Here is a 25254-nt window from a genome sequence, read left to right as displayed (position 1 = left end):
GGGTTTGCGACAATCGGCCGATGCCCGCACCGATCGAGGACTACGCCCTCCTGAGCAGCTGTCGCACGGCGGCGCTCGTCTCTCGTGACGGGAGCATCGATTGGCTCTGCGTGCCGCGCTTCGACTCGCCCTCCGTCTTGGGTGCCCTCCTGGGCGACGAGGACCACGGATGCTGGAGCCTGCGGCCGACGGACCCCGGCGCGGTGGCGACACGCCGCTACGACGGCGACACCTTCGTCCTGGTCACCACATGGCGCTGCGCGACGGGCGTTGCCGAGGTACATGACTTCATGCCGATCGACGGGCACCGCGTCGACGTGGTGCGCCGCATCGTCGGCGTCTCGGGCGCGGTGGAGTTCCAGGACGAGCTGCGGGTGCGCCTGGACTACGCGAGGGCCCTGCCCTGGATGCGGAAGGTCGCGGCCGAGACCCCCACGATGCTCGCCGTCGCCGGGCCGGACGCGCTCGTGCTGCGCGGACTGGCGCGCGACGCGGCGGACCACGCGCACGTCGGCCGGATCGTGGTGGCCGCGGGTGACACGGCAGACCTGAGTCTCACCTGGTTCAAGTCGCACCACGATGTTCCCGCGCCACTGGATGTCGACGCCTCCTTCGAGGCGACGAGGGCGTGGTGGCAGGAGTGGGCCGACCGTATCGATCACCACGGGCCCCACCACGCGGCCGTCGTACGCTCGCTCCTCCTGCTGCGAGCCCTGACGCACGAGAGCACGGGAGGGATCGTCGCGGCGGCGACCACGTCGCTGCCCGAGGAGTTCGGCGGTTCGCGCAACTGGGACTACCGCTACGTCTGGCTCCGCGATGCGGCGTGGACGCTCGAGACGCTGCTGGAGCACGGCTTCACACGCACCGCCGAACGCTGGAGGGCGTGGCTGCTGCGCGCGATCGCGGGCGATCCGGCTGATGTGCAGATCATGTACGGAGCGGCAGGCGAGCGTGAACTCTCGGAGCGGGTGCTCGACAGTCTGCCCGGGTATCTCGGGGCCGCGCCGGTGCGCGTCGGCAACGGCGCCGTCTCGCAGTACCAGGCCGACGTCATCGGCGAGGTGCTCGTGGCGCTGGAGGCCACACGCGCTGCGGGCATCACCGAGGACGCGTTCTCGTGGCCGCTGCAACGCGCGCTCCTCGGCCAGATGCTGCAGTGGCGCGACCGGCCTGACCGGGGCATCTGGGAGATCCGCGCCGAGGAGCGGATGTTCACGCACTCGCGCGCGATGGTGTGGGCCGCGCTGGATCGCGGCGTGCGTGCGGTCCGCGAGTCCGGCCTCGACGGTGACGCCGACGCCTGGGAGCGGGCGCGCGACGAGATCCGGGATGAGGTCGACCGCCATGGCTTCGACGCCGGCCGCGGTCACTTCGTCCAGCATTACGGCTCTGTCGAGGTGGATGCCTCCCTGCTGCTGCTCGCGCAGGTCGGGTTCTGCGCCTACGACGATCCGCGCATGCTCGGCACGGTCGCCGAGATCGAGCGAACCCTGATGCGCGACGGCCTCGTACGCCGCTACCGCACCGAGACGGATGTCGATGGACTCGCCGGCGGTGAGCATCCGTTCCTCGCCTGCTCGTTCTGGCTGGTCGAGCAGTACGCGAACAGCGGCCGGAAGCAGGATGCCGCGGCGCTCATGGACCGGCTCTGCGGCCTGGCCAACGACGTCGGCATGCTGTCTGAGGAGTACGACGTCGAATCCGCCCGCCACGCCGGCAACACTCCTCAGGCGCTGACGCATCTCGCACTCGTGCGGGCCGCCGACGCCCTCGTCGGGCATCACGGCCGGGCCGCGCTCCGCCGCTGACGGCGCGCCTCCGCGGCGCCGGCGGGTACCGCGGCCCGGCCGATCCCGGACCTCGTCGCGATCAGCCGGCGAGGGCCTCGGCGAGCTTCACGCGGCCGCCCATGCGCAGCAGCGAGTTCTGGTAGATGCGCGCGGCGACGAGGATCGCGGCCACGCACGTGGCGACCAGGATCACGAGCGACACCAGCGGCTCCCACCACTGCGCTTGTCCCAGGAAGATGCGCATCGGCATCCCCACCGGGGCCGAGAACGGCACGTACGACATGATCGTCAGCACCAGCGGGTTGTCGTTGAAGAAGATGACCAGGAAGTACGGCGCCATGATCAGCATCGTGATCGGCATGGTCGTCGAGCCGATGTCCTCCTGACGCGAGACCATCGAGGCCGCGGCGGCGAACAGCGACGCCAGCAGGATGAACCCGAAGAGGAAGAAGATCGCGAACCAGGCGATCGGCGCCCCGAGCCCCTGCAGCAGGGCGGTCTGATCGGTGACGGTCAGACCGATGACGGCGATCGCCGCGAGCACCAGGATCTGACCCATCGCCAGGATGGTGTTGCCGATCACTTTGCCCGCCAGCAGCGCCCGCACGGGGATCGCCGAGATCAGCAGCTCCACCACACGCGTCTGCTTCTCTTCGACGACGCTCTGCGCGATGGTGCTCCCGAACAGCGACGCGGCCAGCAGGAACACGATGCCGAAGCCGATCGCGGCGATGTAGCCGAGCGCGGCGGCCTGGCCGCCTTCGGGGTTCAGCAGCTCGACCGGCGGAAGCTGCGCGAGCGACAGCAGCAGCTGCGTCGGCGCGGAGTCGTCGGCGATCACGACGAATCCCATCGGCGACGCACTGTCGCCGACGATCGCGGCGTCGACCGTGCCGTCCTCGACGAGCGCCTCGGCTGCGGGCTTGTCGGCCACGTCGGTGACGTCCAGGCCGGGCAGCCCACTCACGTACTCCTGCGCGTCCGCGGTGACGGCGACCGGCGTGCCGGTCTGGTTCGACGCCGCGAAGCCGGCCCAGATCACGCCGGCGAGTGCGACGATCAGCAGCACGGCGGTTGAGATCACAAACGCCTTGCTGCGCAGCTTGGAGGCGATCTCGCGCTCTGCGACGAGCCAGATCGCCTGCGGGTAGCCGAGTCCCTGCGTCGCGGGGTGCGGTGCGGTGCTCACTGGATGACCTCCTTGAAGATCTGGGCGAGGGAGGGATGCTGCGGCGCGAAGCTGGCGACATCCCCCTGGGCGACGGCTCGGCGCAGCACGCGCTGCGCGGTCTCGTCGCTGTCGGCGTCGAACACGGCGTACCCGCCGTCGAAGTCGAGCACCTCGACCCCCGGCTCGGAACGCAGCCAGCCGGCGTCGCCCGCCGAGACGAGCTCGAACCGGCGGGTGGAGTGCTGGGCGCGCAGCGCGTCACGGGCCCCCGCGGCCCGGATCGTCCCGCCGGCGATGATGACGAGGTCGTCGCACAGGCGCTCGACGACGTCGAGCTGGTGCGACGAGAACAGCACGGCCGCGCCGGCCTGGGCGCGCTCCTGCAGCACGCCGGCGACGACGTCGACCGCGAGGGGGTCCAGGCCCGAGAAGGGCTCATCGAGGATCAGCACCTCGGGGTCGTGCACGAGGGCGGCGGCGATCTGCGCACGCTGCTGATTGCCCAGCGACAGCGTCTCGACGTTGTCGTCCAGCCGCTCGCCGAGACCGAGCTGCTCCAGCAGCGCGCGGGCGCGGGCCGTGGCATCCGCCTTCGAGAAGCCGTGCAGCCGTGCGAGGTACACGATGTGCTCGAGCACCTTCATCTTCGGGTACAGCCCGCGCTCCTCGGGCATGTAGCCGAAACGGCGGCGATCGGATGCCGTCACGTCGGCGCCCTCCAGCGTCACGGTCCCGGCATCCTTCGCCAGCACACCCAGCACGATGCGCATGGTCGTGGTCTTGCCGGCGCCGTTCCCGCCGACGAAGCCCGTGAGCCGCCCCGGCCGGACGTCGAACGACACGCCGTCGAGCACGCGGCGACCGCCGTAGCTCTTGGTGACACCGCTCAGCTGCAGCATCTGATCCCCTTTCGTTGCCTCCTCAACCGAGGCTAGGCAAGCGCGAGGTCCACGTCCTCCCCCCTGCGGGGGATCCTGCACCGTCCGCCGTGCGGGGGATTGCATACGACGGAATAGATCCAAGGTTCATGTGCTTGCATGGATGTGGAACGTCCACGGTGGATCCGCCGCGGACGCCTTTTTTGTTGTGAAGGAGCAGGACACATGACCGACCGGAAAATCGGCTACATCGTCGGCAGCATCTCGTCGACCTCGATCAACCGCCGCCTCGCCAAGGCGCTGGAGCGTCTCGCCCCCGAAGGCACCGCGCTCGTGGAGATCCCCATCGAGGACCTGCCCTTCTACTCGCCCGACCACGACGCCGACTACCCGCAGGTCGCCCGCGACTTCAAGAAGGCGATCGAGGACGTCGACGGCGTCATCATCGTGACTCCGGAGTACAGCCGCTCCATCCCCGGCGTCCTCAAGAACGCGCTCGACTGGGCCGCCCGTCCGTGGGGCCAGGGGTCGTTCGACGGAAAGCCGACGGCCGTCATCGGCACGTCGGGCGGCGGGATCGCGACCGCGGCCGCGCAGCAGCACCTCAAGGCGATCCTCAGCCACTACAACGCCCCGACGCTCGGTCAGCCCGAGGGTTACGTGCAGACGACGCCCGGCCTGTTCACCGAGACCGGCGAGGTCACCAACGAGCAGACCGCCGAGTTCCTCACGGCCTACCTCGAGGCGTTCGGCGCCCTCATCGAGCGTTACGCCCCGGTCGCCGTCGCGGCCTGACCCCCTCGTGGCCGGCTGCGCGCCGGCCTCGTTCCAGCCGATGGATGCCTCGGCCCTGGAGTCCCCGCGGACTCGGGCCGAGGCATCCGTCGTTTCATCCCCTCCGCATCATGTGCTCTCGCCGAACGCACATGATCCAGGCGCGCACAACGTGGGTTCTCGGCGAGAGCACATGATCCGTACGGGGGTGCGGCGCGACCGGGGTCAGGCCAGGCCGTGGCGGTGCGCGTAGACCACGGCGGCGACGCGGTCGCGGGCGCCGAGCTTCTGGAGCACGTTCGAGACATGCGTCTTGACGGTCGCCTCGCCGATGTACAGGCGCTGGGCGATCTCGGCGTTGCTCATCGCCTGCGACACCAGGCGCAGCACCTCGGCCTCGCGGTCGGTGAGCTCGAGCGCAGCGCGCGCTTCGACGGGCTCAGCGACCGGCCGTGGCGCCGGAGCCCCCGGCCCCTGAGCCTGTCCATGCGATACGTGCGCCGAAGCCCCCGGCCCCTGCCCCGGAGCCCCCGGCGCCTGCGCCGGTGCCCCCGGCACCTGCCCCGAAGCCCCTGGCCCCTGCGCCGGAGCTCGCGGTCCCTCAGCCTGCCGATGGGCGGGCACTGCGGCGAAGCGCGCGATCACGCGGCGTGTCACCTCGGGCGCGAGCAGCGCGTCGCCGGCGGCGGCGACGCGCACGGCCGAGATGAGCTCCTCGGGTCCGGCGTTCTTGAGCAGGAACCCGCTGGCCCCCGCGGCGAGAGCGTCGAAGAGGTAGTCGTCGCGATCGAACGTCGTGACGACGACGACCGCCGCGTCGACACCGGCATCTGCGACGATCCGCCGCGTGGCCTCGAGGCCGTCCATGTCGGGCATCTGCACGTCCATGCAGATCACATCGGGGCGGAGAGTGGATGCCGCCACCACCGCCTCGACCCCGTTCGAGGCCTCGCCGACCACGGCGACATCACCCGCGGATTCGAGGATCATCCGGAAGCCCGCGCGCATCACGGCGTGATCGTCCACCAGCAGGACGCGGATCGGCGCGCTCACGCGACAGCCCCGACGTGCGTGTCGAGGGGCACGCGCAGCCGCACGAGGAACCCGCCGCGCGACCGCTGCCCGGTCTCGAGCTCGCCCCCCGATGCCGCGGCGCGTTCGCGCATGCCGACCAGGCCCAGTCCGGGCCGCATGGGCGCGGTCACCGCCCGGCCGGTGTTGACCACTTCGAGCTCGACCGCGTCGTCGCTGTAGCGCAGGCGCACATCGGCGGCGGCATCCGGTCCGCCGTGACGGCGGGCGTTCGTGAGCGCCTCCTGGGCGATGCGGTACACGTTCACCTGCACGAGGTCGGGGAGCGGCACCGGGTCGCCGACGACCGTCAGCGTCGTGCGAAGTCCGTTGCCGTTGGCGTGCGCGACGAGGTCGGGCAGGGCGGAAAGGTGCAGCGTGGACGCGCCGTCCGGGTCGCCGGCGGGCGTGCGCAGCGTCTCGAGCAGCTGCCGCAGCTCACCCAGCGCCGAGCGCGCGGACACCTCGACGCCGAGGAGCGCCGAGCGGGCGGCATCCGGATCCTGCTCGAGCACCGCGCGGGCAGCGCCCGCCTGCACGCCCATCGCCGAGACGTGGTGGGCGACGACGTCGTGCAACTCGCGCGCGATGCGCACGCGGTCGAGGGCCACCGCCTGCGCCGCGGTCACCTCGCGCTCGCGTTCGAGTTCGTGCGTGCGCTGCTCGAGGGCGCCGCGTTCCATCGCCGCGGCGTACGCGCGATCGCCCATGTAGTACGCGCCGCCGAAGAACGCCGCGTTGATCAGCAGCTGGATGAGCAGCATCGCCGCGAACGGGGAGAACAGCCCTGCCTTCGACAGGGCGTCGTCGGAAGGATCGATCGCCGCCTCGAACATCGTGACGATCAGCCAGATGAACATGCCCACGATGACCGCCGCGCGCACCCACATCGCGCGGCGTCGGTCGTCGACCCACGCGCCGACCGTGTACATCGCGATGAACATCGAGACGTTCGCGACGTACAGGTCGGGGATGCGGAAGGTCACTCCCACGAAGAAGACGACCGCGACGGCCACCACGACGATCTCGGGGTACCGGCGCCGGACGGCCAGGGGCGCGGTGAGGCCCGCCGAGTACAGCAGCGCCCACTGCGTGCCGTGTGCGGCGTCGTCGCCGTAAACGCCGGCGACCGATCCGAGGGCGGTGCTGAGCACCGCCGTGACGAACAGCGCGGCGGCGAGCCAGAGGTCTCCCCGAAGCTCGCGCGGGGTGGGCGGCGTGCGCCCGGGCGGGGTCGCGGGTGGCGGGACGGACATGACTCCACGGTACGGATCCCGCGAGGCCGCGGCATCCGCCTCACGGGGGAGACGGGCGACGCTACTTGCTATTGACAAGCAAGCTTGTTTTTTGCAACCATGGTTCGACAAGCTCACCAACCATGGTTCGACAAGCTCACCAACCGGGCGACAAGCTCACCAACCCGCCGGGGGACCCCGGCATCGCACACAAGGAGCACGGCAATGACGCACATCTTCGTCAACATCCCGACGAGCGACCTCGAGCGCTCCAAGGCCTTCTACACGGCCCTCGGCGCCAGCCTCAATCCGACGTTCACCGACGACAACGCCGCGTGCATCGTGTGGGACGACAATGTGTACTTCATGGCGGTGACGAACGAGTACTTCGCGACGTTCACCGACAAGAAGACCGTCGATCCGCGCACTCACGCGCAGGTGCTCATCGCGCTCAGCCGAGAATCGCGCGCCGCCGTCGACGAGATCATCGCCGCGGGCGTGGCCGCCGGCGGCAGCGAGCCCACCGAGCCCAAGGACTACGGCTTCATGTACAGCCGCGACCTCGACGACCCCGACGGCAACGGCGTCGAGTTCTTCTTCATGGAGCCGGCGGCCGTCGACCAGGGTCCCGACGCCTACCTGGCGGAGCAGGCGAAGGCGTAAGTGGCGTCCCGCAGCTACGGGCAGTACTGCGGGGTCACGACCGCCGTCGAGCTGATCGGGGAGCGGTGGGCGCTGCTCATCGTCCGCGATCTGCTCGTCGGCCCTCGCCGTTACACCGACCTCAAGCAGGGACTGCCCAAGATCCCCACCAACATCCTCTCGACGCGGCTGAAAGAGCTGCAAGAGAGCGGTGTCGTGCGCCGCGTGCCGCTGCTGCACTGCGGCCTCGTGTACGAGCTGACCCCGTACGGGCGCGAGCTGGAGCCGATCGTGCTGGCGCTCGGCCGGTGGGGGTTCGCGCAGATGGGAGACCCGCAGCCCGACGACGTGGTCACGGTCGACTCGCTGACGATCGCGCTGCGCACGGCTTTCCGGGTGGATGCCGCCACCGCCGTCCCTCCGGCCGACTACGAGCTGCACGTCGGCGACATCGTGCTGCGTGTGCAGGTGTCGGCTGAGGGCCTGCGCGTCGCCCAGGTGCAGCCCGCAGGGCGGCCGGTGGACCCGCGGCTCGGAACCCAGGCCTCGACCGCCGGCGACCCCGACGTGGTGTTCGCCGCGGGTCCCGGCATCCGTCGCGTCATCTCGGGCGAGCTCACCCCTGCCGAGGCGATCGACCAGGATGTGCTGACGGTCGTCGCGGGTGACGCGACGCTTCTGGAGCGGTTCGCTCAGACGTTCCGCATCGAACCGGGGGTCGTGCTCGTCGCATAGCCCCCATGTGGAAGGGAGGCGGCCATGACGGGCCGCATCTACATCGATCTGTTCACCACGCTCGACGGCGTCGCACAGGCGCCCGGCGGCCCCGAGGAGGACCCATCGGACGGGTTCCCGTTCGGCGGCTGGCAGGCGCCCTTCCCCGACGAAGAGATCGGCGAGGCGATCGGGCAGGGGATCGACGAGCTCGACGCGCTGCTGCTGGGCCGGCGCACCTACGACATCTTCGCGGGGTACTGGCCGCACCACACCGACGGCCCCGAGGGCGGCATCGGGCGCAAGTTCGACGCCGTTCCCAAGTACGTCGCGTCGCGCGGGACGCCGGCGCTGGAGTGGCAGGGGTCGTCGCAGCTCGGACCGGATCTCGCCGCCGAGGTGCGCGCGCTGCGCGAGCGTCATGCCAGCATCCACGTGATCGGCAGCATCGACTTCGCGCAGACGCTGCTGCGCGAGCAGCTGTTCGACGTGCTCACGCTGTGGGTGTACCCGGTCGTGCTCGGCCAGGGCAAGAAGGTCTTCCCCGACGGCGCTGCGCCGGCGAACGTGACGCTGCTCGAGCCCGCGACGTCGGGTCCGCTCGGTGTCGTGCAGCTGCGCTACGGCCCCGCGGCCGGTCCGGTGCAGACCGGCACGATGGGCAGCTGAGCGGGAACGGATGCCGGTGGCCGGCCGTGCTCGCGTCCTCGTTTGAGGTGGGTGGATGCCGGTAGCCGGCGTGCTCGCGTCCTCGTGTGAGGAGGGGAGCCGAGATGAGGAGCTGGAGGCCGCGTGGGGTCCGCATCTGGGCAACAGTCCTCAATTGAGGAAGCTTCATGGCGATGGTAGGTCCTCAATTGAGGACTGTTGCCCAGATGCGGACCCCACGCGGCCTCCAGCTCCTCATCTCGGCTCCCCTCCTCACACGAGGACGCGAGCACGCCGGCTACCGGCATCCACCCACCTCAAACGAGGACGCGAGCACGCCGGCCACCGGCATCCGTTCCCGCTCAGCTGCCCATCGTGCCGGTCTGCACCGGACCGGCCGCGGGGCCGTAGCGCAGCTGCACGACACCGAGCGGACCCGACGTCGCGGGCTCGAGCAGCGTCACGTTCGCCGGCGCAGCGCCGTCGGGGAAGACCTTCTTGCCCTGGCCGAGCACGACCGGGTACACCCACAGCGTGAGCACGTCGAACAGCTGCTCGCGCAGCAGCGTCTGCGCGAAGTCGATGCTGCCGATCACGTGGATGCTGGCATGACGCTCGCGCAGCGCGCGCACCTCGGCGGCGAGATCCGGTCCGAGCTGCGACGACCCCTGCCACTCCAGCGCCGGCGTCCCGCGCGACGCGACGTACTTGGGAACGGCGTCGAACTTGCGCCCGATGCCGCCCTCGGGGGCCGTCGGTGTGGTGCGGCCTAGTACCCCGCGAAGATTGTCGTAGGTGCGCCGGCCCAGCAGCAGCGCGTCGAGCTCGTCGATCCCCTGCCCGATCGCCTCGCCGATCTCTTCGTCGGGGAAGGGCGCCTGCCAGCCGCCGAACGGGAACCCGTCCGATGGGTCCTCCTCGGGGCCGCCGGGCGCCTGTGCGACGCCGTCGAGCGTGGTGAACAGGATCGATGTAGATGCGGCCCGTCATGGCCGCCTCCCTTCCACATGGGGGCTATGCGACGAGCACGACCCCCGGTTCGATGCGGAACGTCTGAGCGAACCGCTCCAGAAGCGTCGCGTCACCCGCGACGACCGTCAGCACATCCTGGTCGATCGCCTCGGCAGGGGTGAGCTCGCCCGAGATGACGCGACGGATGCCGGGACCCGCGGCGAACACCACGTCGGGGTCGCCGGCGGTCGTAGGCCTGGGTTCCGAGCCGCGGGTCCACCGGCCGCCCTGCGGGCTGCACCTGGGCGACGCGCAGGCCCTCAGCCGACACCTGCACACGCAGCACGATGTCGCCGACGTGCAGCTCGTAGTCGGCCGGAGGGACGGCTGGTGGCGGCATCCACCCGGAAAGCCGTGCGCAGCGCGATCGTCAGCGAGTCGACCGTGACCACGTCGTCGGGCTGCGGGTCTCCCATCTGCGCGAACCCCCACCGGCCGAGCGCCAGCACGATCGGCTCAAGCTCGCGCCCGTACGGGGTCAGCTCGTACACGAGGCCGCAGTGCAGCAGCGGCACGCGGCGCACGACACCGCTCTCTTGCAGCTCTTTCAGCCGCGTCGAGAGGATGTTGTTGGTGGGATCTTGGGCAGTCCCTGCTTGAGGTCGTGTAACGGCGAGGGCCGACGAGCAGATCGCGGACGATGAGCAGCGCCCCACCGCTCCCCGATCAGCTCGACGGCGGTCGTGACCCCGCAGTACTGCCCGTAGCTGCGGGACGCCACTTACGCCTTCGCCTGCTCCGCCAGGTAGGCGTCGGGACCCTGGTCGACGGCCGCCGGCTCCATGAAGAAGAACTCGACGCCGTTGCCGTCGGGGTCGTCGAGGTCGCGGCTGTACATGAAGCCGTAGTCCCTTGGGCTCGGTGGGCTCGCTGCCGCCGGCGGCCACGCCCGCGGCGATGATCTCGTCGACGGCGGCGCGCGATTCTCGGCTGAGCGCGATGAGCACCTGCGCGTGAGTGCGCGGATCGACGGTCTTCTTGTCGGTGAACGTCGCGAAGTACTCGTTCGTCACCGCCATGAAGTACACATTGTCGTCCCACACGATGCACGCGGCGTTGTCGTCGGTGAACGTCGGATTGAGGCTGGCGCCGAGGGCCGTGTAGAAGGCCTTGGAGCGCTCGAGGTCGCTCGTCGGGATGTTGACGAAGATGTGCGTCATTGCCGTGCTCCTTGTGTGCGATGCCGGGGTCCCCCGGCGGGTTGGTGAGCTTGTCGCCCGGTTGGTGAGCTTGTCGAACCATGGTTGGTGAGCTTGTCGAACCATGGTTGCAAAAAACAAGCTTGCTTGTCAATAGCAAGTAGCGTCGCCCGTCTCCCCCGTGAGGCGGATGCCGCGGCCTCGCGGGATCCGTACCGTGGAGTCATGTCCGTCCCGCCACCCGCGACCCCGCCCGGGCGCACGCCGCCCACCCCGCGCGAGCTTCGGGGAGACCTCTGGCTCGCCGCCGCGCTGTTCGTCACGGCGGTGCTCAGCACCGCCCTCGGATCGGTCGCCGGCGTTTACGGCGACGACGCCGCACACGGCACGCAGTGGGCGCTGCTGTACTCGGCGGGCCTCACCGCGCCCCTGGCCGTCCGGCGCCGGTACCCCGAGATCGTCGTGGTGGCCGTCGCGGTCGTCTTCTTCGTGGGAGTGACCTTCCGCATCCCCGACCTGTACGTCGCGAACGTCTCGATGTTCATCGCGATGTACACGGTCGGCGCGTGGGTCGACGACCGACGCCGCGCGATGTGGGTGCGCGCGGCGGTCATCGTGGGCATGTTCATCTGGCTGATCGTCACGATGTTCGAGGCGGCGATCGATCCTTCCGACGACGCCCTGTCGAAGGCAGGGCTGTTCTCCCCGTTCGCGGCGATGCTGCTCATCCAGCTGCTGATCAACGCGGCGTTCTTCGGCGGCGCGTACTACATGGGCGATCGCGCGTACGCCGCGGCGATGGAACGCGGCGCCCTCGAGCAGCGCACGCACGAACTCGAACGCGAGCGCGAGGTGACCGCGGCGCAGGCGGTGGCCCTCGACCGCGTGCGCATCGCGCGCGAGTTGCACGACGTCGTCGCCCACCACGTCTCGGCGATGGGCGTGCAGGCGGGCGCTGCCCGCGCGGTGCTCGAGCAGGATCCGGATGCCGCCCGCTCGGCGCTCCTCGGCGTCGAGGTGTCCGCGCGCTCGGCGCTGGGTGAGCTGCGGCAGCTGCTCGAGACGCTGCGCACGCCCGCCGGCGACCCGGACGGCGCGTCCACGCTGCACCTTTCCGCCCTGCCCGACCTCGTCGCGCACGCCAACGGCAACGGACTTCGCACGACGCTGACGGTCGTCGGCGACCCGGTGCCGCTCCCCGACCTCGTGCAGGTGAACGTGTACCGCATCGCCCAGGAGGCGCTCACGAACGCCCGCCGTCACGGCGGACCGGATGCCGCCGCCGATGTGCGCCTGCGCTACAGCGACGACGCGGTCGAGCTCGAAGTGGTCAACACCGGCCGGGCGGTGACCGCGCCCATGCGGCCCGGACTGGGCCTGGTCGGCATGCGCGAACGCGCCGCGGCATCGGGGGGCGAGCTCGAGACCGGGCAGCGGTCGCGCGGCGGGTTCCTCGTGCGGCTGCGCGTGCCCCTCGACACGCACGTCGGGGCTGTCGCGTGAGCGCGCCGATCCGCGTCCTGCTGGTGGACGATCACGCCGTGATGCGCGCGGGCTTCCGGATGATCCTCGAATCCGCGGGTGATGTCGCCGTGGTCGGCGAGGCCTCGAACGGGGTCGAGGCGGTGGTGGCGGCATCCACTCTCCGCCCCGATGTGATCTGCATGGACGTGCAGATGCCCGACATGGACGGCCTCGAGGCCACGCGGCGGATCGTCGCAGATGCCGGTGTCGACGCGGCGGTCGTCGTCGTCACGACGTTCGATCGCGACGACTACCTCTTCGACGCTCTCGCCGCGGGGGCCAGCGGGTTCCTGCTCAAGAACGCCGGACCCGAGGAGCTCATCTCGGCCGTGCGCGTCGCCGCCGCCGGCGACGCGCTGCTCGCGCCCGAGGTGACACGCCGCGTGATCGCGCGCTTCGCCGCAGTGCCCGCCCATCGGCAGGCTGAGGGACCGCGAGCTCCGGCGCAGGGGCCAGGGGCTTCGGGGCAGGTGCCGGGGGCACCGGCGCAGGCGCCGGGGGCTCCGGGGCAGGGGCCGGGGGCTTCGGCGCACGTATCGCATGGACAGGCTCAGGGGCCGGGGGCTCCGGCGCCACGGCCGGTCGCTGAGCCCGTCGAAGCGCGCGCTGCGCTCGAGCTCACCGACCGCGAGGCCGAGGTGCTGCGCCTGGTGTCGCAGGCGATGAGCAACGCCGAGATCGCCCAGCGCCTGTACATCGGCGAGGCGACCGTCAAGACGCATGTCTCGAACGTGCTCCAGAAGCTCGGCGCCCGCGACCGCGTCGCCGCCGTGGTCTACGCGCACCGCCACGGCCTGGCCTGACCCCGGTCGCGCCGCACCCCCGTACGGATCATGTGCTCTCGCCGAGAACCCACGTTGTGCGCGCCTGGATCATGTGCGTTCGGCGAGAGCACATGATGCGGAGGGGATGAAACGACGGATGCCTCGGCCCGAGTCCGCGGGGACTCCAGGGCCGAGGCATCCATCGGCTGGAACGAGGCCGGCGCGCAGCCGGCCACGAGGGGGTCAGGCCGCGACGGCGACCGGGGCGTAACGCTCGATGAGGGCGCCGAACGCCTCGAGGTAGGCCGTGAGGAACTCGGCGGTCTGCTCGTTGGTGACCTCGCCGGTCTCGGTGAACAGGCCGGGCGTCGTCTGCACGTAACCCTCGGGCTGACCGAGCGTCGGGGCGTTGTAGTGGCTGAGGATCGCCTTGAGGTGCTGCTGCGCGGCCGCGGTCGCGATCCCGCCGCCCGACGTGCCGATGACGGCCGTCGGCTTTCCGTCGAACGACCCCTGGCCCCACGGACGGGCGGCCCAGTCGAGCGCGTTCTTGAGGACGCCGGGGATGGAGCGGCTGTACTCCGGAGTCACGATGATGACGCCGTCGACGTCCTCGATCGCCTTCTTGAAGTCGCGGGCGACCTGCGGGTAGTCGGCGTCGTGGTCGGGCGAGTAGAAGGGCAGGTCCTCGATGGGGATCTCCACGAGCGCGGTGCCTTCGGGGGCGAGACGCTCCAGCGCCTTGGCGAGGCGGCGGTTGATCGAGGTCGACGAGATGCTGCCGACGATGTAGCCGATTTTCCGGTCGGTCATGTGTCCTGCTCCTTCACAACAAAAAAGGCGTCCGCGGCGGATCCACCGTGGACGTTCCACATCCATGCAAGCACATGAACCTTGGATCTATTCCGTCGTATGCAATCCCCCGCACGGCGGACGGTGCAGGATCCCCCGCAGGGGGGAGGACGTGGACCTCGCGCTTGCCTAGCCTCGGTTGAGGAGGCAACGAAAGGGGATCAGATGCTGCAGCTGAGCGGTGTCACCAAGAGCTACGGCGGTCGCCGCGTGCTCGACGGCGTGTCGTTCGACGTCCGGCCGGGGCGGCTCACGGGCTTCGTCGGCGGGAACGGCGCCGGCAAGACCACGACCATGCGCATCGTGCTGGGTGTGCTGGCGAAGGATGCCGGGACCGTGACGCTGGAGGGCGCCGACGTGACGGCATCCGATCGCCGCCGTTTCGGCTACATGCCCGAGGAGCGCGGGCTGTACCCGAAGATGAAGGTGCTCGAGCACATCGTGTACCTCGCACGGCTGCACGGCTTCTCGAAGGCGGATGCCACGGCCCGCGCCCGCGCGCTGCTGGAGCAGCTCGGTCTCGGCGAGCGGCTGGACGACAACGTCGAGACGCTGTCGCTGGGCAATCAGCAGCGTGCGCAGATCGCCGCCGCCCTCGTGCACGACCCCGAGGTGCTGATCCTCGATGAGCCCTTCTCGGGCCTGGACCCCCTCGCGGTCGACGTCGTCGCCGGCGTGCTGCAGGAGCGCGCCCAGGCCGGCGCGGCCGTGCTGTTCTCGTCGCACCAGCTCGACGTCGTCGAGCGCCTGTGCGACGACCTCGTCATCATCGCCGGCGGGACGATCCGGGCCGCGGGGGCCCGTGACGCGCTGCGCGCCCAGCACTCCACCCGCCGGTTCGAGCTCGTCTCGGCGGGCGACGCCGGCTGGCTGCGTTCCGAGCCGGGGGTCGAGGTGCTCGACTTCGACGGCGGGTACGCCGTGTTCGACGCCGACAGCGACGAGACCGCGCAGCGCGTGCTGCGCCGAGCCGTCGCCCAGGGGGATGTCGCCAGCTTCGCGCCGCAGCATCCCTCCCTCGCCCAGATCTTCAAGGAGGTCATCCAGTGAGCACCGCACCGCACCCCGCGACGCAGGGACTCGGCTACCCGCAGGCGATCTGGCTCGTCGCAGAGCGCGAGATCGCCTCCAAGCTGCGCAGCAAGGCGTTTGTGATCTCAACCGCCGTGCTGCTGATCGTCGCACTCGCCGGCGTGATCTGGGCCGGCTTCGCGGCGTCGAACCAGACCGGCACGCCGGTCGCCGTCACCGCGGACGCGCAGGAGTACGTGAGTGGGCTGCCCGGCCTGGACGTCACCGACGTGGCCGACAAGCCCGCAGCCGAGGCGCTCGTCGAGGACGGCACGGTCGACGCCGCGATCGTCGGCGACAGTGCGTCGCCGATGGGATTCGTCGTGATCGCCGACGACTCCGCGCCGACGCAGCTGCTGCTGTCGCTCGCGCAGCTTCCGCCGGTCGAGCTGCTGAACCCCGAAGGCGGCCAGGCCGCCGCGCTCGGCTACATCGCCGCGATCGGCTTCGGCATCGTGTTCCTGCTGGCCGCGTCGCTGTTCGGGAGCACCATCGCGCAGAGCGTCGTCGAAGAGAAGCAGACGCGTGTGGTGGAGCTGCTGATCTCGGCGATCCCCGTGCGGGCGCTGCTGGCGGGCAAAGTGATCGGCAACACCATCCTGGCGATGGGTCAGATCCTGGTGCTCGCGGCGATCGCCGTCATCGGTCTGACCGTCACCGATCAGACCGCCCTGCTGCAGGGGCTCGGGGCGCCGATCGCCTGGTTCGCGATCTTCTTCCTCTTCGGGTTCATCCTGCTGGCGTCGCTGTTCGCCGCCGCGGCCTCGATGGTCTCGCGTCAGGAGGACATCGGCTCGACGACCATGCCGATCACGATGCTGATCATGGCGCCGTACTTCCTGGTCATCTTCTTCAACGACAACCCGCTGGTGCTGACGATCATGTCGTACGTGCCGTTCTCGGCCCCGGTGGGGATGCCGATGCGCATCTTCCTGGGACAAGCGCAGTGGTGGGAGCCGCTGGTGTCGCTCGTGATCCTGGTCGCCACGTGCGTGGCCGCGATCCTCGTCGCCGCGCGCATCTACCAGAACTCGCTGCTGCGCATGGGCGGCCGCGTGAAGCTCGCCGAGGCCCTCGCCGGCTGATCGCGACGAGGTCCGGGATCGGCCGGGCCGCGGTACCCGCCGGCGCCGCGGAGGCGCGCCGTCAGCGGCGGAGCGCGGCCCGGCCGTGATGCCCGACGAGGGCGTCGGCGGCCCGCACGAGTGCGAGATGCGTCAGCGCCTGAGGAGTGTTGCCGGCGTGGCGGGCGGATTCGACGTCGTACTCCTCAGACAGCATGCCGACGTCGTTGGCCAGGCCGCAGAGCCGGTCCATGAGCGCCGCGGCATCCTGCTTCCGGCCGCTGTTCGCGTACTGCTCGACCAGCCAGAACGAGCAGGCGAGGAACGGATGCTCACCGCCGGCGAGTCCATCGACATCCGTCTCGGTGCGGTAGCGGCGTACGAGGCCGTCGCGCATCAGGGTTCGCTCGATCTCGGCGACCGTGCCGAGCATGCGCGGATCGTCGTAGGCGCAGAACCCGACCTGCGCGAGCAGCAGCAGGGAGGCATCCACCTCGACAGAGCCGTAATGCTGGACGAAGTGACCGCGGCCGGCGTCGAAGCCATGGCGGTCGACCTCATCCCGGATCTCGTCGCGCGCCCGCTCCCAGGCGTCGGCGTCACCGTCGAGGCCGGACTCGCGGACCGCACGCACGCCGCGATCCAGCGCGGCCCACACCATCGCGCGCGAGTGCGTGAACATCCGCTCCTCGGCGCGGATCTCCCAGATGCCCCGGTCAGGCCGGTCGCGCCACTGCAGCATCTGGCCGAGGAGCGCGCGTTGCAGCGGCCACGAGAACGCGTCCTCGGTGATGCCCGCAGCGCGTGTGGCCTCCAGCGCCACGAGCACCTCGCCGATGACGTCGGCCTGGTACTGCGAGACGGCGCCGTTGCCGACGCGCACCGGCGCGGCCCCGAGATACCCGGGCAGACTGTCGAGCACCCGCTCCGAGAGTTCACGCTCGCCTGCCGCTCCGTACATGATCTGCACATCAGCCGGATCGCCCGCGATCGCGCGCAGCAGCCACGCCCTCCAGCGTTCGGCGGTGCGTGTGAAGCCGTGCTCCAGCAGCGTCTCGAGCGTCCACGCCGCATCGCGGAGCCAGACGTAGCGGTAGTCCCAGTTGCGCGAACCGCCGAACTCCTCGGGCAGCGACGTGGTCGCCGCCGCGACGATCCCTCCCGTGCTCTCGTGCGTCAGGGCTCGCAGCAGGAGGAGCGAGCGTACGACGGCCGCGTGGTGGGGCCCGTGGTGATCGATACGGTCGGCCCACTCCTGCCACCACGCCCTCGTCGCCTCGAAGGAGGCGTCGACATCCAGTGGCGCGGGAACATCGTGGTGCGACTTGAACCAGGTGAGACTCAGGTCTGCCGTGTCACCCGCGGCCACCACGATCCGGCCGACGTGCGCGTGGTCCGCCGCGTCGCGCGCCAGTCCGCGCAGCACGAGCGCGTCCGGCCCGGCGACGGCGAGCATCGTGGGGGTCTCGGCCGCGACCTTCCGCATCCAGGGCAGGGCCCTCGCGTAGTCCAGGCGCACCCGCAGCTCGTCCTGGAACTCCACCGCGCCCGAGACGCCGACGATGCGGCGCACCACGTCGACGCGGTGCCCGTCGATCGGCATGAAGTCATGTACCTCGGCAACGCCCGTCGCGCAGCGCCATGTGGTGACCAGGACGAAGGTGTCGCCGTCGTAGCGGCGTGTCGCCACCGCGCCGGGGTCCGTCGGCCGCAGGCTCCAGCATCCGTGGTCCTCGTCGCCCAGGAGGGCACCCAAGACGGAGGGCGAGTCGAAGCGCGGCACGCAGAGCCAATCGATGCTCCCGTCACGAGAGACGAGCGCCGCCGTGCGACAGCTGCTCAGGAGGGCGTAGTCCTCGATCGGTGCGGGCATCGGCCGATTGTCGCAAACCCGACCGCCGCGCGACAGCCCCTCACGCACACGACCCCGCCGGTCTAGCTTGGGCCGCATGGCTGCTGAGACCACTCTCCTGATCCTGGGCGCCACCGGCGACCTGACCTCGCGGCTGCTGCTGCCGGCACTCGGGCAGCTGCTGGCTCGCGAGCCGCACCGACGCGTACGGCTGCGCGGCGCCGGCATGGAGGACTGGGACGACGAGCACTGGCGGCAGGTCGTGCGCGAATCGTTCGCGTCCGGCGGCTTCGAGAAGGCGTTCGACGCCGTCGACGAGTCGACCTATCAGCAGGCCGACATCACCCGCAAGGAAGACCTGGAGCGCATCATGGCCGACCCGGGCGACCGCCTGGCCATGTACTTCGCGGTTCCGCCGGCGGTCGCGGCATCCGCGTGCGACGCCCTCGCGGACGTGAAGATCCCGGAAGGCACCGTCCTCGCGCTGGAGAAGCCCTTCGGCGTCGACCAGGCGGGCGCGCGCGACCTCAACGACCGCCTGGCCAGACTCGTCCCCGAGAGCCAGGTCTTCCGCGTCGACCACTTCCTCGGGCGCTCGACGACCCTCAACGTCCTCGGCGTGCGGTTCGCGAACCGCGTCATCGCGTCCGTCTGGAGCGCACAGGAGATCGAGTCGGTCGTCATCCGCTACGACGAGACGCTCGGCCTCGAAGGTCGCGCCGGTTACTACGACCACGCCGGCGCGCTCGTCGACATGATCCAAAGCCACCTGCTGCAGGTGATGGCGGTCGTCGCGATGGAGCCCCCGGCGACGTTGCACGAACGCGACTTCCGCGACGCGACCACGGCCGTCCTGCGCGCGACCCGCGTCTGGGAGGACGACCCTGCCACGGCATCGCGCCGTGCGCGGTACACCGCGGGCGAGGTCGCCGGCCGCGCACTCCCGTCGTACGTGGACGAGCCGGGCGTGGATCCCGCCCTCGACACCGAGACGCTCGCCGAGGTCGTCTGCGAGGTGCGCAACGAACGATGGGCCGGCGTGCTCTTCCGGCTGCGCTCGGGCAAGGCGCTCGGCGGCAAGGACGGGGAGATCGTGGTGACGTTCCGGAAGGCCAACCACGTTCCCGACGGCCTCGTGGGGCCGGCTCCCGGTTCGGTGCTGCGCTTCTCACTGGGGCCGGACCACATGGACGTCGAGCTGAACGTCAACGGCGGGGACGACCCGTTCGAGCTCGAAAGGGCGACGATCGGCGCCGACCTCGGCGAAGGCGCGCTGAAGGCCTACGGCGAGGTGCTCTCGGGGATCCTCGACGCCGACGCGACGCTCGCGGTCCGCGGCGACGCGGCTGAGGAGTCCTGGCGCATCGTCGACCCGGTGCTCGCCTCGTGGCGCGCGGGCGAAGTGCCCCTGGACGAGTACCCGGCGGGGTCGCTCGGTCCCGACCACTGGCCGGCGCTCCCCTGATCGTCCGGGACGCCGGTCGTCGCTGCGAGGGCGCGCAGTCGCGCGGCGTAGACGGCGAGCGCGAGCGTGGTGAAGAGGTAGATCACGATGGCCTGCAGCGCGTACGCCGGGTAGTCGATCACCCACAGCGGCGCGGAGGGGTCGCCGGCCGCCTGCGGGTTGTCACGCACGTAGGGCACCGCCTCGCCCAGCGCGTAGCCGACGACCTGTCCGGTGACGTAGACCAGCGCGAACAGGCCGAGCGCGAGCCAGGACTGCCCCGGCCGCGTGCGCCAGACCCGCCGGGCTGAGCGCAGCGCCGTCCGAGGCTGCCACACGCCTTCCACCGGCGCAGCGAGCGCGCTCATGACCGGCGCGAGAGCCACCGCTGCGGCGAGCACCAGGAACAGCGCGAGCACGCCGAGCATCAGCAGCGTCTCACTGCCGGCGCGACTGCGCATGAGCTGAGGCACGAGCAGCAGAGCGAGAAGCGGAAGGCAGCCCAGCACGACGGCTGCCCAGGTCCGGAGGAGCACGAGGGGTCGCATGAGCCCAGCCAAGCGGTCCGCGGGCCGCGCCGGTATCGGGTCAGCCCCCGGACGAGGGCAGGGGTGTTCCGCCGGTCACTGCCCCATCATCTGGGGCGTCATCACGCCGACCGAGATGACGTTGCCCGCCGGGTCGCGGAACCACGCCATGTCGGGACCGCCCATGAACCCGCGCGAGATGCCCTTCTCGTCGGTGCCGTAGTCGGGGTCGGTGTAGATCTTCGTCACGACGCCGCGCGCGTTGAGGTCGTCGACCGCCGCATCGATGTCGTCGACGCCGAAGTTCAGGATCGTGAAGACCGCCGGCTCATGGTCCTCCTTCGGATACACGAACACACTGCCTCCGCCGGGGAGCTTGAAGGTGAACCCTCCGCCCATCTCCTCCCAGACCGTGACCTCGAGTCCCAGGGTATCGCGATAGAAGGCCACGGCTTCGTCGACGGTCGGGGACGGCGAAGCTCGAATATGCCTGTTGTGTGGTGAACATCTCATCCTCCCAGTGATCGTTCCCGGATCCACGATCCTCTTGCGTCGGGAGGCTGTCCAGAGGCCTCAGCGTTCGACGAGGATGCCGTCCGCGTCGGCCCACACGTGGCGACCGGGGGCGAAGGTCACGCCCGCGATCGTGACCGGCACATCGACCTCGCCGATGCCCGTCTTCGCGCTCTTGCGCGGGTTCGAGCCGAGCGCCTTGACGCCGAGGTCGAGGCCCGCGAGCGCCTCGCGGTCGCGGATCGCGCCGTGAACGATGAGCCCGGCCCAGCCGTTGTCGACGGCGGAGCCCGCGATGAGGTCGCCCACGAGCGCGGACTCCAGCGATCCCCCGCCGTCGATCACGAGGACCGCGCCGCCGCCCGGCGTGGCGAGCACGTCTTTGACGAGCGCGTTGTCGCGATGGCATCGCACGGTGCGGATCGGGCCGTCGAAGGCGACGCGGCCGCCGAGGTCGTGGAACTGCAGCGCCGGCGAGTCGAGGTCGTCGCCGCGCTCGTCGTAGAGGTCAGCGGTGGCTGTGGTCATGCGCCCAGGCTACGGCGGGGCGCCACCGGCGCCGGTCCGGGCGAGGCAGAAGTTCTCGCGAACTTCTGCGGCGGGCAGGTTTCAGCGGGACGACGGCGGTTGTGGTCGGGGTGGAGCGTGCTGAAGAACGAGTACGTGTCGCCGTCGGGGTGGGCCGCGCTCCTGAACTCGTTGACGAGCCGGTAGAGCCGCTCCTGGAACTCCGACTTGGGCTCGGGGGTGAGCTTGAGGCCCAGCCAGGTCGAGTCGAGCTCATCGGGATCCACACCCTGGATCTGCTGCAGGAACGTCTCGATGAGCACCGTGCGAGTCCCTCGGGCATCGAGGTGCGCCACGACAGCCCGGTCGCGCGGGACGGGACCTCTCCGCGCACCCCTGGGCGCCGCTGCCCCCCCCCCGCTCGGGCTCGGCCGACGAGATAGCCGGTCTGGACGAGGGTGCGCAACGTGGTGCAGCAATCGTGCCCGGGTTCACGCCGAGCAGCTCCGCGAGCTCTTTGTTCGTGCTGGACTCGAAGGCGCACAGCCGCAGCACGCGCAGGCGCAGCGGAGAGCTGAGGGCGCGCATGCGCGCCTCCGCCTCGGGGTCGGCCAGCGCTTCGGGACCGAGCTCGCCCGCGGCGTCGGTGGCGCGGAGCTCGTCTGATTGGGACATGTCAATCAGTGTGCGCCACTGATTGAGATCTGTCAATCAGTGGCATACGCTGACATTGTGACGGATGGACAGGAGCGCATCGAGCTGCACCGCGGCGACCCCGAGGCGGAGGCGCGCATGCGCGCCCTCAGCTCTCCGCTGCGCCTGCGCGTGCTGCGGCTGTGCGCCTTCGAGTCCCGCACGAACAAAGAGCTCGCGGAGCTGCTCGGCGTGAACCCGGGCACGATGCTGCACCACGTGCGCACCCTCGTCCAGACCGGCTATCTCGCGGCCGAGCCCGAGCGCAGCGGCGCCCAGGGTGCGCGAGAGGTCCCGTACCGCGCGACCGGGCTGTCGTGGCGCACCTCGATGCCCGAGGGCTCGCCGGTGCTCATCGAGACGTTCCTGCAGCAGATCCAGGGTGTGGATCCCGATGAGCTCGACTCGACCTGGCTGGGCCTCAAGCTCACCCCCGAGCACAAGTCGGAGTTCCAGGAGCGGCTCTACCGGCTCGTCAACGAGTTCAAGGAGCGCGGCCCCGACCCCGACGGCGACACGTACTCGTTCTTCAGCACGCTCCACCCCGACCACAACCCGCCGTCGTCCCGCTGAACCTGCCCGCCGCAGAAGGTCGCGAGAACTTCTGCCTCCGCCCGGACCGGCGCCGGTGGCGCCCCGCCGTAGCCTGGGCGCATGACCACAGCCACCGCTGACCTCTACGACGAGCGCGGCGACGACCTCGACTCGCCGGCGCTGCAGTTCCACGACCTCGGCGGCCGCGTCGCCTTCGACGGCCCGATCCGCACCGTGCGATGCCATCGCGACAACGCGCTCGTCAAAGACGTGCTCGCCACGCCGGGCGGCGGCGCGGTCCTCGTGATCGACGGCGGGGGATCGCTGGAGTCCGCGCTCGTGGGCGACCTCATCGCGGGCTCCGCCGTCGACAAACGGCTGGGCCGGGCTCATCGTTCACGGCGCGATCCGCGACCGCGAGGCGCTCGCGGGCCTCGACCTCGGCGTCAAGGCGCTCGGCTCGAACCCGCGCAAGAGCGCGAAGACGGGCATCGGCGAGGTCGATGTGCCGGTCACGATCGCGGGCGTGACCTTCGCCCCCGGTCGCCACGTGTGGGCCGACGCGGACGGCATCCTCGTCGAACGCTGAGGCCTCTGGACAGCCTCCGACGCAAGAGGATCGTGGATCCGGGAACGATCACTGGGAGGATGAGATGTTCACCACACAACAGGCATATTCGAGCTTTCGCCGTCCCCGACGTCGACGAAGCCGTGGCCTTCTATCGCGATACCCTGGGACTCGAGGTCACGGTCTGGGAGGAGATGGGCGGAGGGTTCACCTTCAAGCTCCCCGGCGGAGGCAGTGTGTTCGTGTATCCGAAGGAGGACCATGAGCCGGCGGTCTTCACGATCCTGAACTTCGGCGTCGACGACATCGATGCGGCGGTCGACGACCTCAACGCGCGCGGCGTCGTGACGAAGATCTACACCGACCCCGACTACGGCACCGACGAGAAGGGCATCTCGCGCGGGTTCATGGGCGGGTCCCGACATGGCGTGGTTCCGCGACCCGGCGGGCAACGTCATCTCGGTCGGCGTGATGACGCCCCAGATGATGGGGCAGTGACCGGCGGAACACCCCTGCCCTCGTCCGGGGGCTGACCCGATACCGGCGCGGCCCGCGGACCGCTTGGCTGGGCTCATGCGACCCCCTCGTGCTCCTCCGGACCTGGGCAGCCGTCGTGCTGGGCTGCCTTCCGCTTCTCGCTCTGCTGCTCGTGCCTCAGCTCATGCGCAGTCGCGCCGGCAGTGAGACCGCTGCTGATGCCTCGGCTGTGCTCGCGCTGTTCCTGGTGCTCGCCGCAGCGGTGGCTCTCGCGCCGGTCATGAGCGCGCTCGCTGCGCCGGTGGAAGGCGTGTGGCAGCCTCGGACGGCGCTGCGCTCAGCCCGGCGGGTCTGGCGCACGCGGCCGGGCAGTCCTGGCTCGCGCTCGGCCTGTTTCGCGCTGGTCTACGTCACCGGACAGGTCGTCGGCTACGCGCTGGGCGAGGCGGTGCCCTACGTTGCGTGACAACCCGCAGGCGGCCGGCGACCCCTCCGCGCCGCTGTGGGTGATCGACTACCCGGCGTACGCGCTGCAGGCCATCGTGATCTACCTCTTCACCACGCTCGCGCTCGCCGTCTACGCCGCGCGACCCTGCGCGCCCTCGCAGCGACGACCGGCGTCCCGGACGATCAGGGGAGCGCCGGCCAGTGGTCGGGACCGAGCGACCCCCGCCGGGTACTCGTCCAGGGGCACTTCGCCCGCGCGCCACGAGGCGAGCACCGGGTCGACGATGCGCCAGGACTCCTCAGCCGCGTCGCCGCGGACCGCGAGCGTCGCGTCGGCGTCGAGGATCCCCGAGAGCACCTCGCCGTAGGCCTTCAGCGCGCCTTCGCCGAGGTCGGCGCGATCGTCGCCCTTTCGAGCTCGAACGGGTCGTCCCCGCCGTTGACGTTCAGCTCGACGTCCATGTGGTCCGGGCCCCAGTGAGAAGCGCAGCACCGAACCGGGAGCCGGCCCCCACGAGGCCGTCGGGAACGTGGTTGGCCTTCCGGAACGTCACCACGATCTCCCCGTCCTTGCCGCCGAGCGCCTTGCCCGAGCGCAGCCGGAAGAGCACGCCGGCCCATCGTTCGTTGCGCACCTCGCAGACGACCTCGGCGAGCGTCTCGGTGTCGAGGGCGGGATCCACGCCCCGGCTCGTCCACGTACGACGGGAGTGCGCGGCCGGCGACCTCGCCCGCGGTTGTACCGCGCACGGCGCGATGCCGTGGCAGGGTCGTCCTCCCAGACGCGGGTTCGCGCGCAGGACGGCCGTGGTCGCGTCGCGGGAAGTCGCGTTCGTGCAACGTCGCCGGGGGCTCCATCGCGACGACCGCCATCACCTGCAGCAGGTGGCTTTGGATCATGTCGACGAGCGCGCCGGCGTGGTCGTAGTAACCGGCGCGACCTTCGAGGCCGAGCGTCTCGTCGTAGCGGATGACGACCGACTCGATCTCCTGTGCGCTCCAGACGGACGCGATGACGCGGTTCGCGAACCGCACGCCGAGGACGTTGAGGGTCGTCGAGCGCCCGAGGAAGTGGTCGACGCGGAAGACCTGGCTCTCGGGGACGAGTCTGGCCAGGCGGTCGTTGAGGTCGCGCGCGCCCGCCTGGTCGACGCCGAAGGGCTTCTCCAGCGCGAGGACGGTGCCTTCCGGGATCTTCACGTCCGCGAGGGCGTCGCACGCGGATGCCGCGACCGCCGGCGGAACCGCGAAGTACATGGCCAGGCGGTCGCCCGGGTCGGCCATGATGCGCTCCAGGTCTTCCTTGCGGGTGATGTCGGCCTGCTGATAGGTCGACTCGTC

Annotated in this window: 25 protein-coding genes and 4 pseudogenes; 14 read left to right on the top strand and 15 right to left on the bottom strand. The window is 70.6% G+C overall.

What is annotated here, in order from left to right; genetic code table 11:
• Window positions 1–20: 20 nt before the first annotated feature.
• On the top strand, window positions 21–1811 hold the full coding sequence (locus FB391_RS19290; RefSeq protein ID WP_141896033.1) for a glycoside hydrolase family 15 protein: 1791 nt from the start codon (window positions 21–23) through the stop codon (window positions 1809–1811).
• Between the two features lie 61 nt (window positions 1812–1872).
• Here the strand turns inward: FB391_RS19290 and FB391_RS19285 are convergent, their stop codons facing one another.
• Window positions 1873–2982, bottom strand: a complete 1110-nt coding sequence (locus tag FB391_RS19285) for an ABC transporter permease (protein ID WP_141896031.1) — start codon at window positions 2980–2982, stop codon at window positions 1873–1875.
• Window positions 2979–3863, bottom strand: coding sequence for an ABC transporter ATP-binding protein (locus FB391_RS19280; RefSeq protein ID WP_141896029.1), 885 nt, complete (start codon window positions 3861–3863; stop codon window positions 2979–2981). The genes FB391_RS19285 and FB391_RS19280 overlap by 4 nt, the downstream gene beginning before the upstream one ends.
• Window positions 3864–4067: 204 nt before the next feature.
• Here FB391_RS19280 and FB391_RS19275 point away from each other — a divergent pair, with 204 nt between their 5' ends.
• Window positions 4068–4637, top strand: coding sequence for an NADPH-dependent FMN reductase (locus FB391_RS19275; protein WP_141896027.1), 570 nt, complete (start codon window positions 4068–4070; stop codon window positions 4635–4637).
• Between the two features lie 204 nt (window positions 4638–4841).
• Here FB391_RS19275 and FB391_RS19270 read toward each other — a convergent pair whose 3' ends face one another.
• Entirely contained in the window at window positions 4842–5669 is an 828-nt protein-coding gene (locus FB391_RS19270; protein WP_141896025.1) for a response regulator, read from the bottom strand.
• Entirely contained in the window at window positions 5666–6943 is a 1278-nt protein-coding gene (locus tag FB391_RS19265; protein ID WP_141896023.1) for a sensor histidine kinase, read from the bottom strand. Before FB391_RS19265 ends, FB391_RS19270 begins: the two co-directional genes overlap by 4 nt.
• Window positions 6944–7147: 204 nt before the next feature.
• Between FB391_RS19265 and FB391_RS19260 the strand changes: the two genes are divergently transcribed.
• The 3 genes from FB391_RS19260 to FB391_RS19250 are packed head-to-tail and all read left to right on the top strand — an operon-like array spanning window position 7148 to window position 8947.
• On the top strand, window positions 7148–7585 hold the full coding sequence (locus FB391_RS19260; RefSeq protein ID WP_141896022.1) for a VOC family protein: 438 nt from the start codon (window positions 7148–7150) through the stop codon (window positions 7583–7585).
• Window positions 7586–8299, top strand: coding sequence for a winged helix-turn-helix transcriptional regulator (locus FB391_RS19255; RefSeq protein ID WP_141896020.1), 714 nt, complete (start codon window positions 7586–7588; stop codon window positions 8297–8299).
• A gap of 24 nt (window positions 8300–8323) precedes the next feature.
• A complete protein-coding gene (locus tag FB391_RS19250) occupies window positions 8324–8947 on the top strand; it encodes a dihydrofolate reductase family protein (RefSeq protein ID WP_141896018.1) in 624 nt (207 codons plus the stop codon).
• 341 nt (window positions 8948–9288) lie between these two features.
• Here the strand turns inward: FB391_RS19250 and FB391_RS19245 are convergent, their stop codons facing one another.
• The 3 genes from FB391_RS19245 to FB391_RS20220 form a co-directional block, all read right to left on the bottom strand.
• Window positions 9289–9891 (bottom strand): dihydrofolate reductase family protein, encoded by a 603-nt coding sequence (locus tag FB391_RS19245; RefSeq protein ID WP_342778227.1) that lies wholly within the window; start codon window positions 9889–9891, stop codon window positions 9289–9291.
• 49 nt (window positions 9892–9940) lie between these two features.
• Window positions 9941–10108, bottom strand: coding sequence for a hypothetical protein (locus tag FB391_RS20225; RefSeq protein WP_425462969.1), 168 nt, complete (start codon window positions 10106–10108; stop codon window positions 9941–9943).
• Window positions 10109–10197: 89 nt separating this feature from the next.
• A complete protein-coding gene (locus FB391_RS20220; RefSeq protein WP_425462968.1) occupies window positions 10198–11097 on the bottom strand; it encodes a winged helix-turn-helix transcriptional regulator in 900 nt (299 codons plus the stop codon).
• Between the two features lie 204 nt (window positions 11098–11301).
• On the opposite strand from FB391_RS20220, the gene FB391_RS19230 reads away from it, so the two are divergent.
• Window positions 11302–12579, top strand: a complete 1278-nt coding sequence (locus FB391_RS19230; RefSeq protein WP_141896023.1) for a sensor histidine kinase — start codon at window positions 11302–11304, stop codon at window positions 12577–12579.
• Window positions 12576–13403 carry a response regulator gene (locus tag FB391_RS19225; RefSeq protein WP_141896025.1) on the top strand — a complete coding sequence of 276 codons (828 nt, stop codon included), beginning with the start codon at window positions 12576–12578 and terminating at the stop codon, window positions 13401–13403. The genes FB391_RS19230 and FB391_RS19225 overlap by 4 nt, the downstream gene beginning before the upstream one ends.
• Window positions 13404–13607: 204 nt before the next feature.
• Here the strand turns inward: FB391_RS19225 and FB391_RS19220 are convergent, their stop codons facing one another.
• Window positions 13608–14177 carry an NADPH-dependent FMN reductase gene (locus FB391_RS19220; RefSeq protein ID WP_141896027.1) on the bottom strand — a complete coding sequence of 190 codons (570 nt, stop codon included), beginning with the start codon at window positions 14175–14177 and terminating at the stop codon, window positions 13608–13610.
• A 204-nt stretch (window positions 14178–14381) separates the two neighbouring features.
• Between FB391_RS19220 and FB391_RS19215 the strand changes: the two genes are divergently transcribed.
• Together FB391_RS19215 and FB391_RS19210 are read left to right on the top strand one after the other, a co-directional pair.
• Window positions 14382–15266, top strand: coding sequence for an ABC transporter ATP-binding protein (locus FB391_RS19215; protein WP_141896029.1), 885 nt, complete (start codon window positions 14382–14384; stop codon window positions 15264–15266).
• Window positions 15263–16372: an ABC transporter permease gene (locus FB391_RS19210; RefSeq protein WP_141896031.1), complete on the top strand. Its 1110-nt coding sequence runs from the start codon at window positions 15263–15265 to the stop codon at window positions 16370–16372. Before FB391_RS19215 ends, FB391_RS19210 begins: the two co-directional genes overlap by 4 nt.
• 61 nt (window positions 16373–16433) lie before the next feature.
• On the opposite strand, the gene FB391_RS19205 is transcribed toward FB391_RS19210, so the two are convergent.
• Window positions 16434–18224, bottom strand: a complete 1791-nt coding sequence (locus FB391_RS19205; protein WP_141896033.1) for a glycoside hydrolase family 15 protein — start codon at window positions 18222–18224, stop codon at window positions 16434–16436.
• 76 nt (window positions 18225–18300) lie between these two features.
• Between FB391_RS19205 and FB391_RS19200 the strand changes: the two genes are divergently transcribed.
• Window positions 18301–19668: a glucose-6-phosphate dehydrogenase gene (locus tag FB391_RS19200; RefSeq protein ID WP_141896809.1), complete on the top strand. Its 1368-nt coding sequence runs from the start codon at window positions 18301–18303 to the stop codon at window positions 19666–19668.
• A 602-nt stretch (window positions 19669–20270) separates the two neighbouring features.
• Here the strand turns inward: FB391_RS19200 and FB391_RS19190 are convergent.
• From FB391_RS19190 to FB391_RS19785, 3 genes and pseudogenes are all read right to left on the bottom strand, one after another.
• A pseudogene (locus FB391_RS19190) lies at window positions 20271–20682 on the bottom strand (VOC family protein).
• A 65-nt stretch (window positions 20683–20747) separates the two neighbouring features.
• Window positions 20748–21215 (bottom strand): ribonuclease E activity regulator RraA, encoded by a 468-nt coding sequence (gene rraA / locus FB391_RS19185; RefSeq protein WP_141896808.1) that lies wholly within the window; start codon window positions 21213–21215, stop codon window positions 20748–20750.
• Window positions 21212–21550, bottom strand: coding sequence for a hypothetical protein (locus FB391_RS19785; protein ID WP_185843175.1), 339 nt, complete (start codon window positions 21548–21550; stop codon window positions 21212–21214). The genes rraA (FB391_RS19185) and FB391_RS19785 overlap by 4 nt, the downstream gene beginning before the upstream one ends.
• A gap of 376 nt (window positions 21551–21926) precedes the next feature.
• Here FB391_RS19785 and FB391_RS19175 point away from each other — a divergent pair, with 376 nt between their 5' ends.
• The 4 genes and pseudogenes from FB391_RS19175 to FB391_RS19160 all read left to right on the top strand — a co-directional run bounded on the left by FB391_RS19175 (window position 21927) and on the right by FB391_RS19160 (window position 23932).
• Window positions 21927–22460, top strand: coding sequence for a winged helix-turn-helix domain-containing protein (locus tag FB391_RS19175; RefSeq protein WP_141896807.1), 534 nt, complete (start codon window positions 21927–21929; stop codon window positions 22458–22460).
• Window positions 22461–22541: 81 nt separating this feature from the next.
• Window positions 22542–23010, top strand: a pseudogene (gene rraA / locus FB391_RS19170) (ribonuclease E activity regulator RraA).
• 64 nt (window positions 23011–23074) lie between these two features.
• Window positions 23075–23487 (top strand): annotated as a pseudogene (locus FB391_RS19165) (VOC family protein).
• Window positions 23488–23575: 88 nt separating this feature from the next.
• Window positions 23576–23932 (top strand): hypothetical protein, encoded by a 357-nt coding sequence (locus FB391_RS19160; RefSeq protein ID WP_141896806.1) that lies wholly within the window; start codon window positions 23576–23578, stop codon window positions 23930–23932.
• A gap of 111 nt (window positions 23933–24043) precedes the next feature.
• Here the strand turns inward: FB391_RS19160 and FB391_RS20035 are convergent, their stop codons facing one another.
• The 3 genes and pseudogenes from FB391_RS20035 to FB391_RS20215 form a co-directional block, all read right to left on the bottom strand.
• Window positions 24044–24271 (bottom strand): hypothetical protein, encoded by a 228-nt coding sequence (locus tag FB391_RS20035; RefSeq protein WP_246093626.1) that lies wholly within the window; start codon window positions 24269–24271, stop codon window positions 24044–24046.
• Between the two features lie 88 nt (window positions 24272–24359).
• The gene (locus tag FB391_RS20135) at window positions 24360–24596 is read right to left on the bottom strand and encodes a hypothetical protein (protein WP_281286461.1); all 237 of its coding nucleotides are present in this window, start codon (window positions 24594–24596) and stop codon (window positions 24360–24362) included.
• Between the two features lie 67 nt (window positions 24597–24663).
• A pseudogene (locus FB391_RS20215) lies at window positions 24664–25170 on the bottom strand (hypothetical protein); the annotation flags it as partial.
• Between the last annotated feature and the right edge of the window lie 84 nt (window positions 25171–25254).

The sequence above is a fragment of the Microbacterium kyungheense genome (assembly GCF_006783905.1).
Lineage (GTDB): Bacteria > Actinomycetota > Actinomycetes > Actinomycetales > Microbacteriaceae > Microbacterium > Microbacterium kyungheense.
The sequence above is the reverse complement of the archived record's forward strand: the minus strand, read 5'-3'. Positions and strand labels throughout refer to the sequence as shown.

Coding starts and splice junctions, on each gene's coding strand:
- FB391_RS19230 (WP_141896023.1), top strand. CDS start 11,302: ATGTCCGTCCCGCCACCCGCGACCCCGCCCGGGCGCACGCCGCCCACC.
- FB391_RS19205 (WP_141896033.1), bottom strand. CDS start 18,224: ATGCCCGCACCGATCGAGGACTACGCCCTCCTGAGCAGCTGTCGCACG.
- FB391_RS19215 (WP_141896029.1), top strand. CDS start 14,382: ATGCTGCAGCTGAGCGGTGTCACCAAGAGCTACGGCGGTCGCCGCGTG.
- rraA (WP_141896808.1), bottom strand. CDS start 21,215: ATGACCACAGCCACCGCTGACCTCTACGACGAGCGCGGCGACGACCTC.
- FB391_RS20220 (WP_425462968.1), bottom strand. CDS start 11,097: ATGACGCACATCTTCGTCAACATCCCGACGAGCGACCTCGAGCGCTCC.
- FB391_RS19260 (WP_141896022.1), top strand. CDS start 7,148: ATGACGCACATCTTCGTCAACATCCCGACGAGCGACCTCGAGCGCTCC.
- FB391_RS19275 (WP_141896027.1), top strand. CDS start 4,068: ATGACCGACCGGAAAATCGGCTACATCGTCGGCAGCATCTCGTCGACC.
- FB391_RS19265 (WP_141896023.1), bottom strand. CDS start 6,943: ATGTCCGTCCCGCCACCCGCGACCCCGCCCGGGCGCACGCCGCCCACC.
- FB391_RS19280 (WP_141896029.1), bottom strand. CDS start 3,863: ATGCTGCAGCTGAGCGGTGTCACCAAGAGCTACGGCGGTCGCCGCGTG.
- FB391_RS19220 (WP_141896027.1), bottom strand. CDS start 14,177: ATGACCGACCGGAAAATCGGCTACATCGTCGGCAGCATCTCGTCGACC.
- FB391_RS19290 (WP_141896033.1), top strand. CDS start 21: ATGCCCGCACCGATCGAGGACTACGCCCTCCTGAGCAGCTGTCGCACG.
- FB391_RS19250 (WP_141896018.1), top strand. CDS start 8,324: ATGACGGGCCGCATCTACATCGATCTGTTCACCACGCTCGACGGCGTC.
- FB391_RS19200 (WP_141896809.1), top strand. CDS start 18,301: ATGGCTGCTGAGACCACTCTCCTGATCCTGGGCGCCACCGGCGACCTG.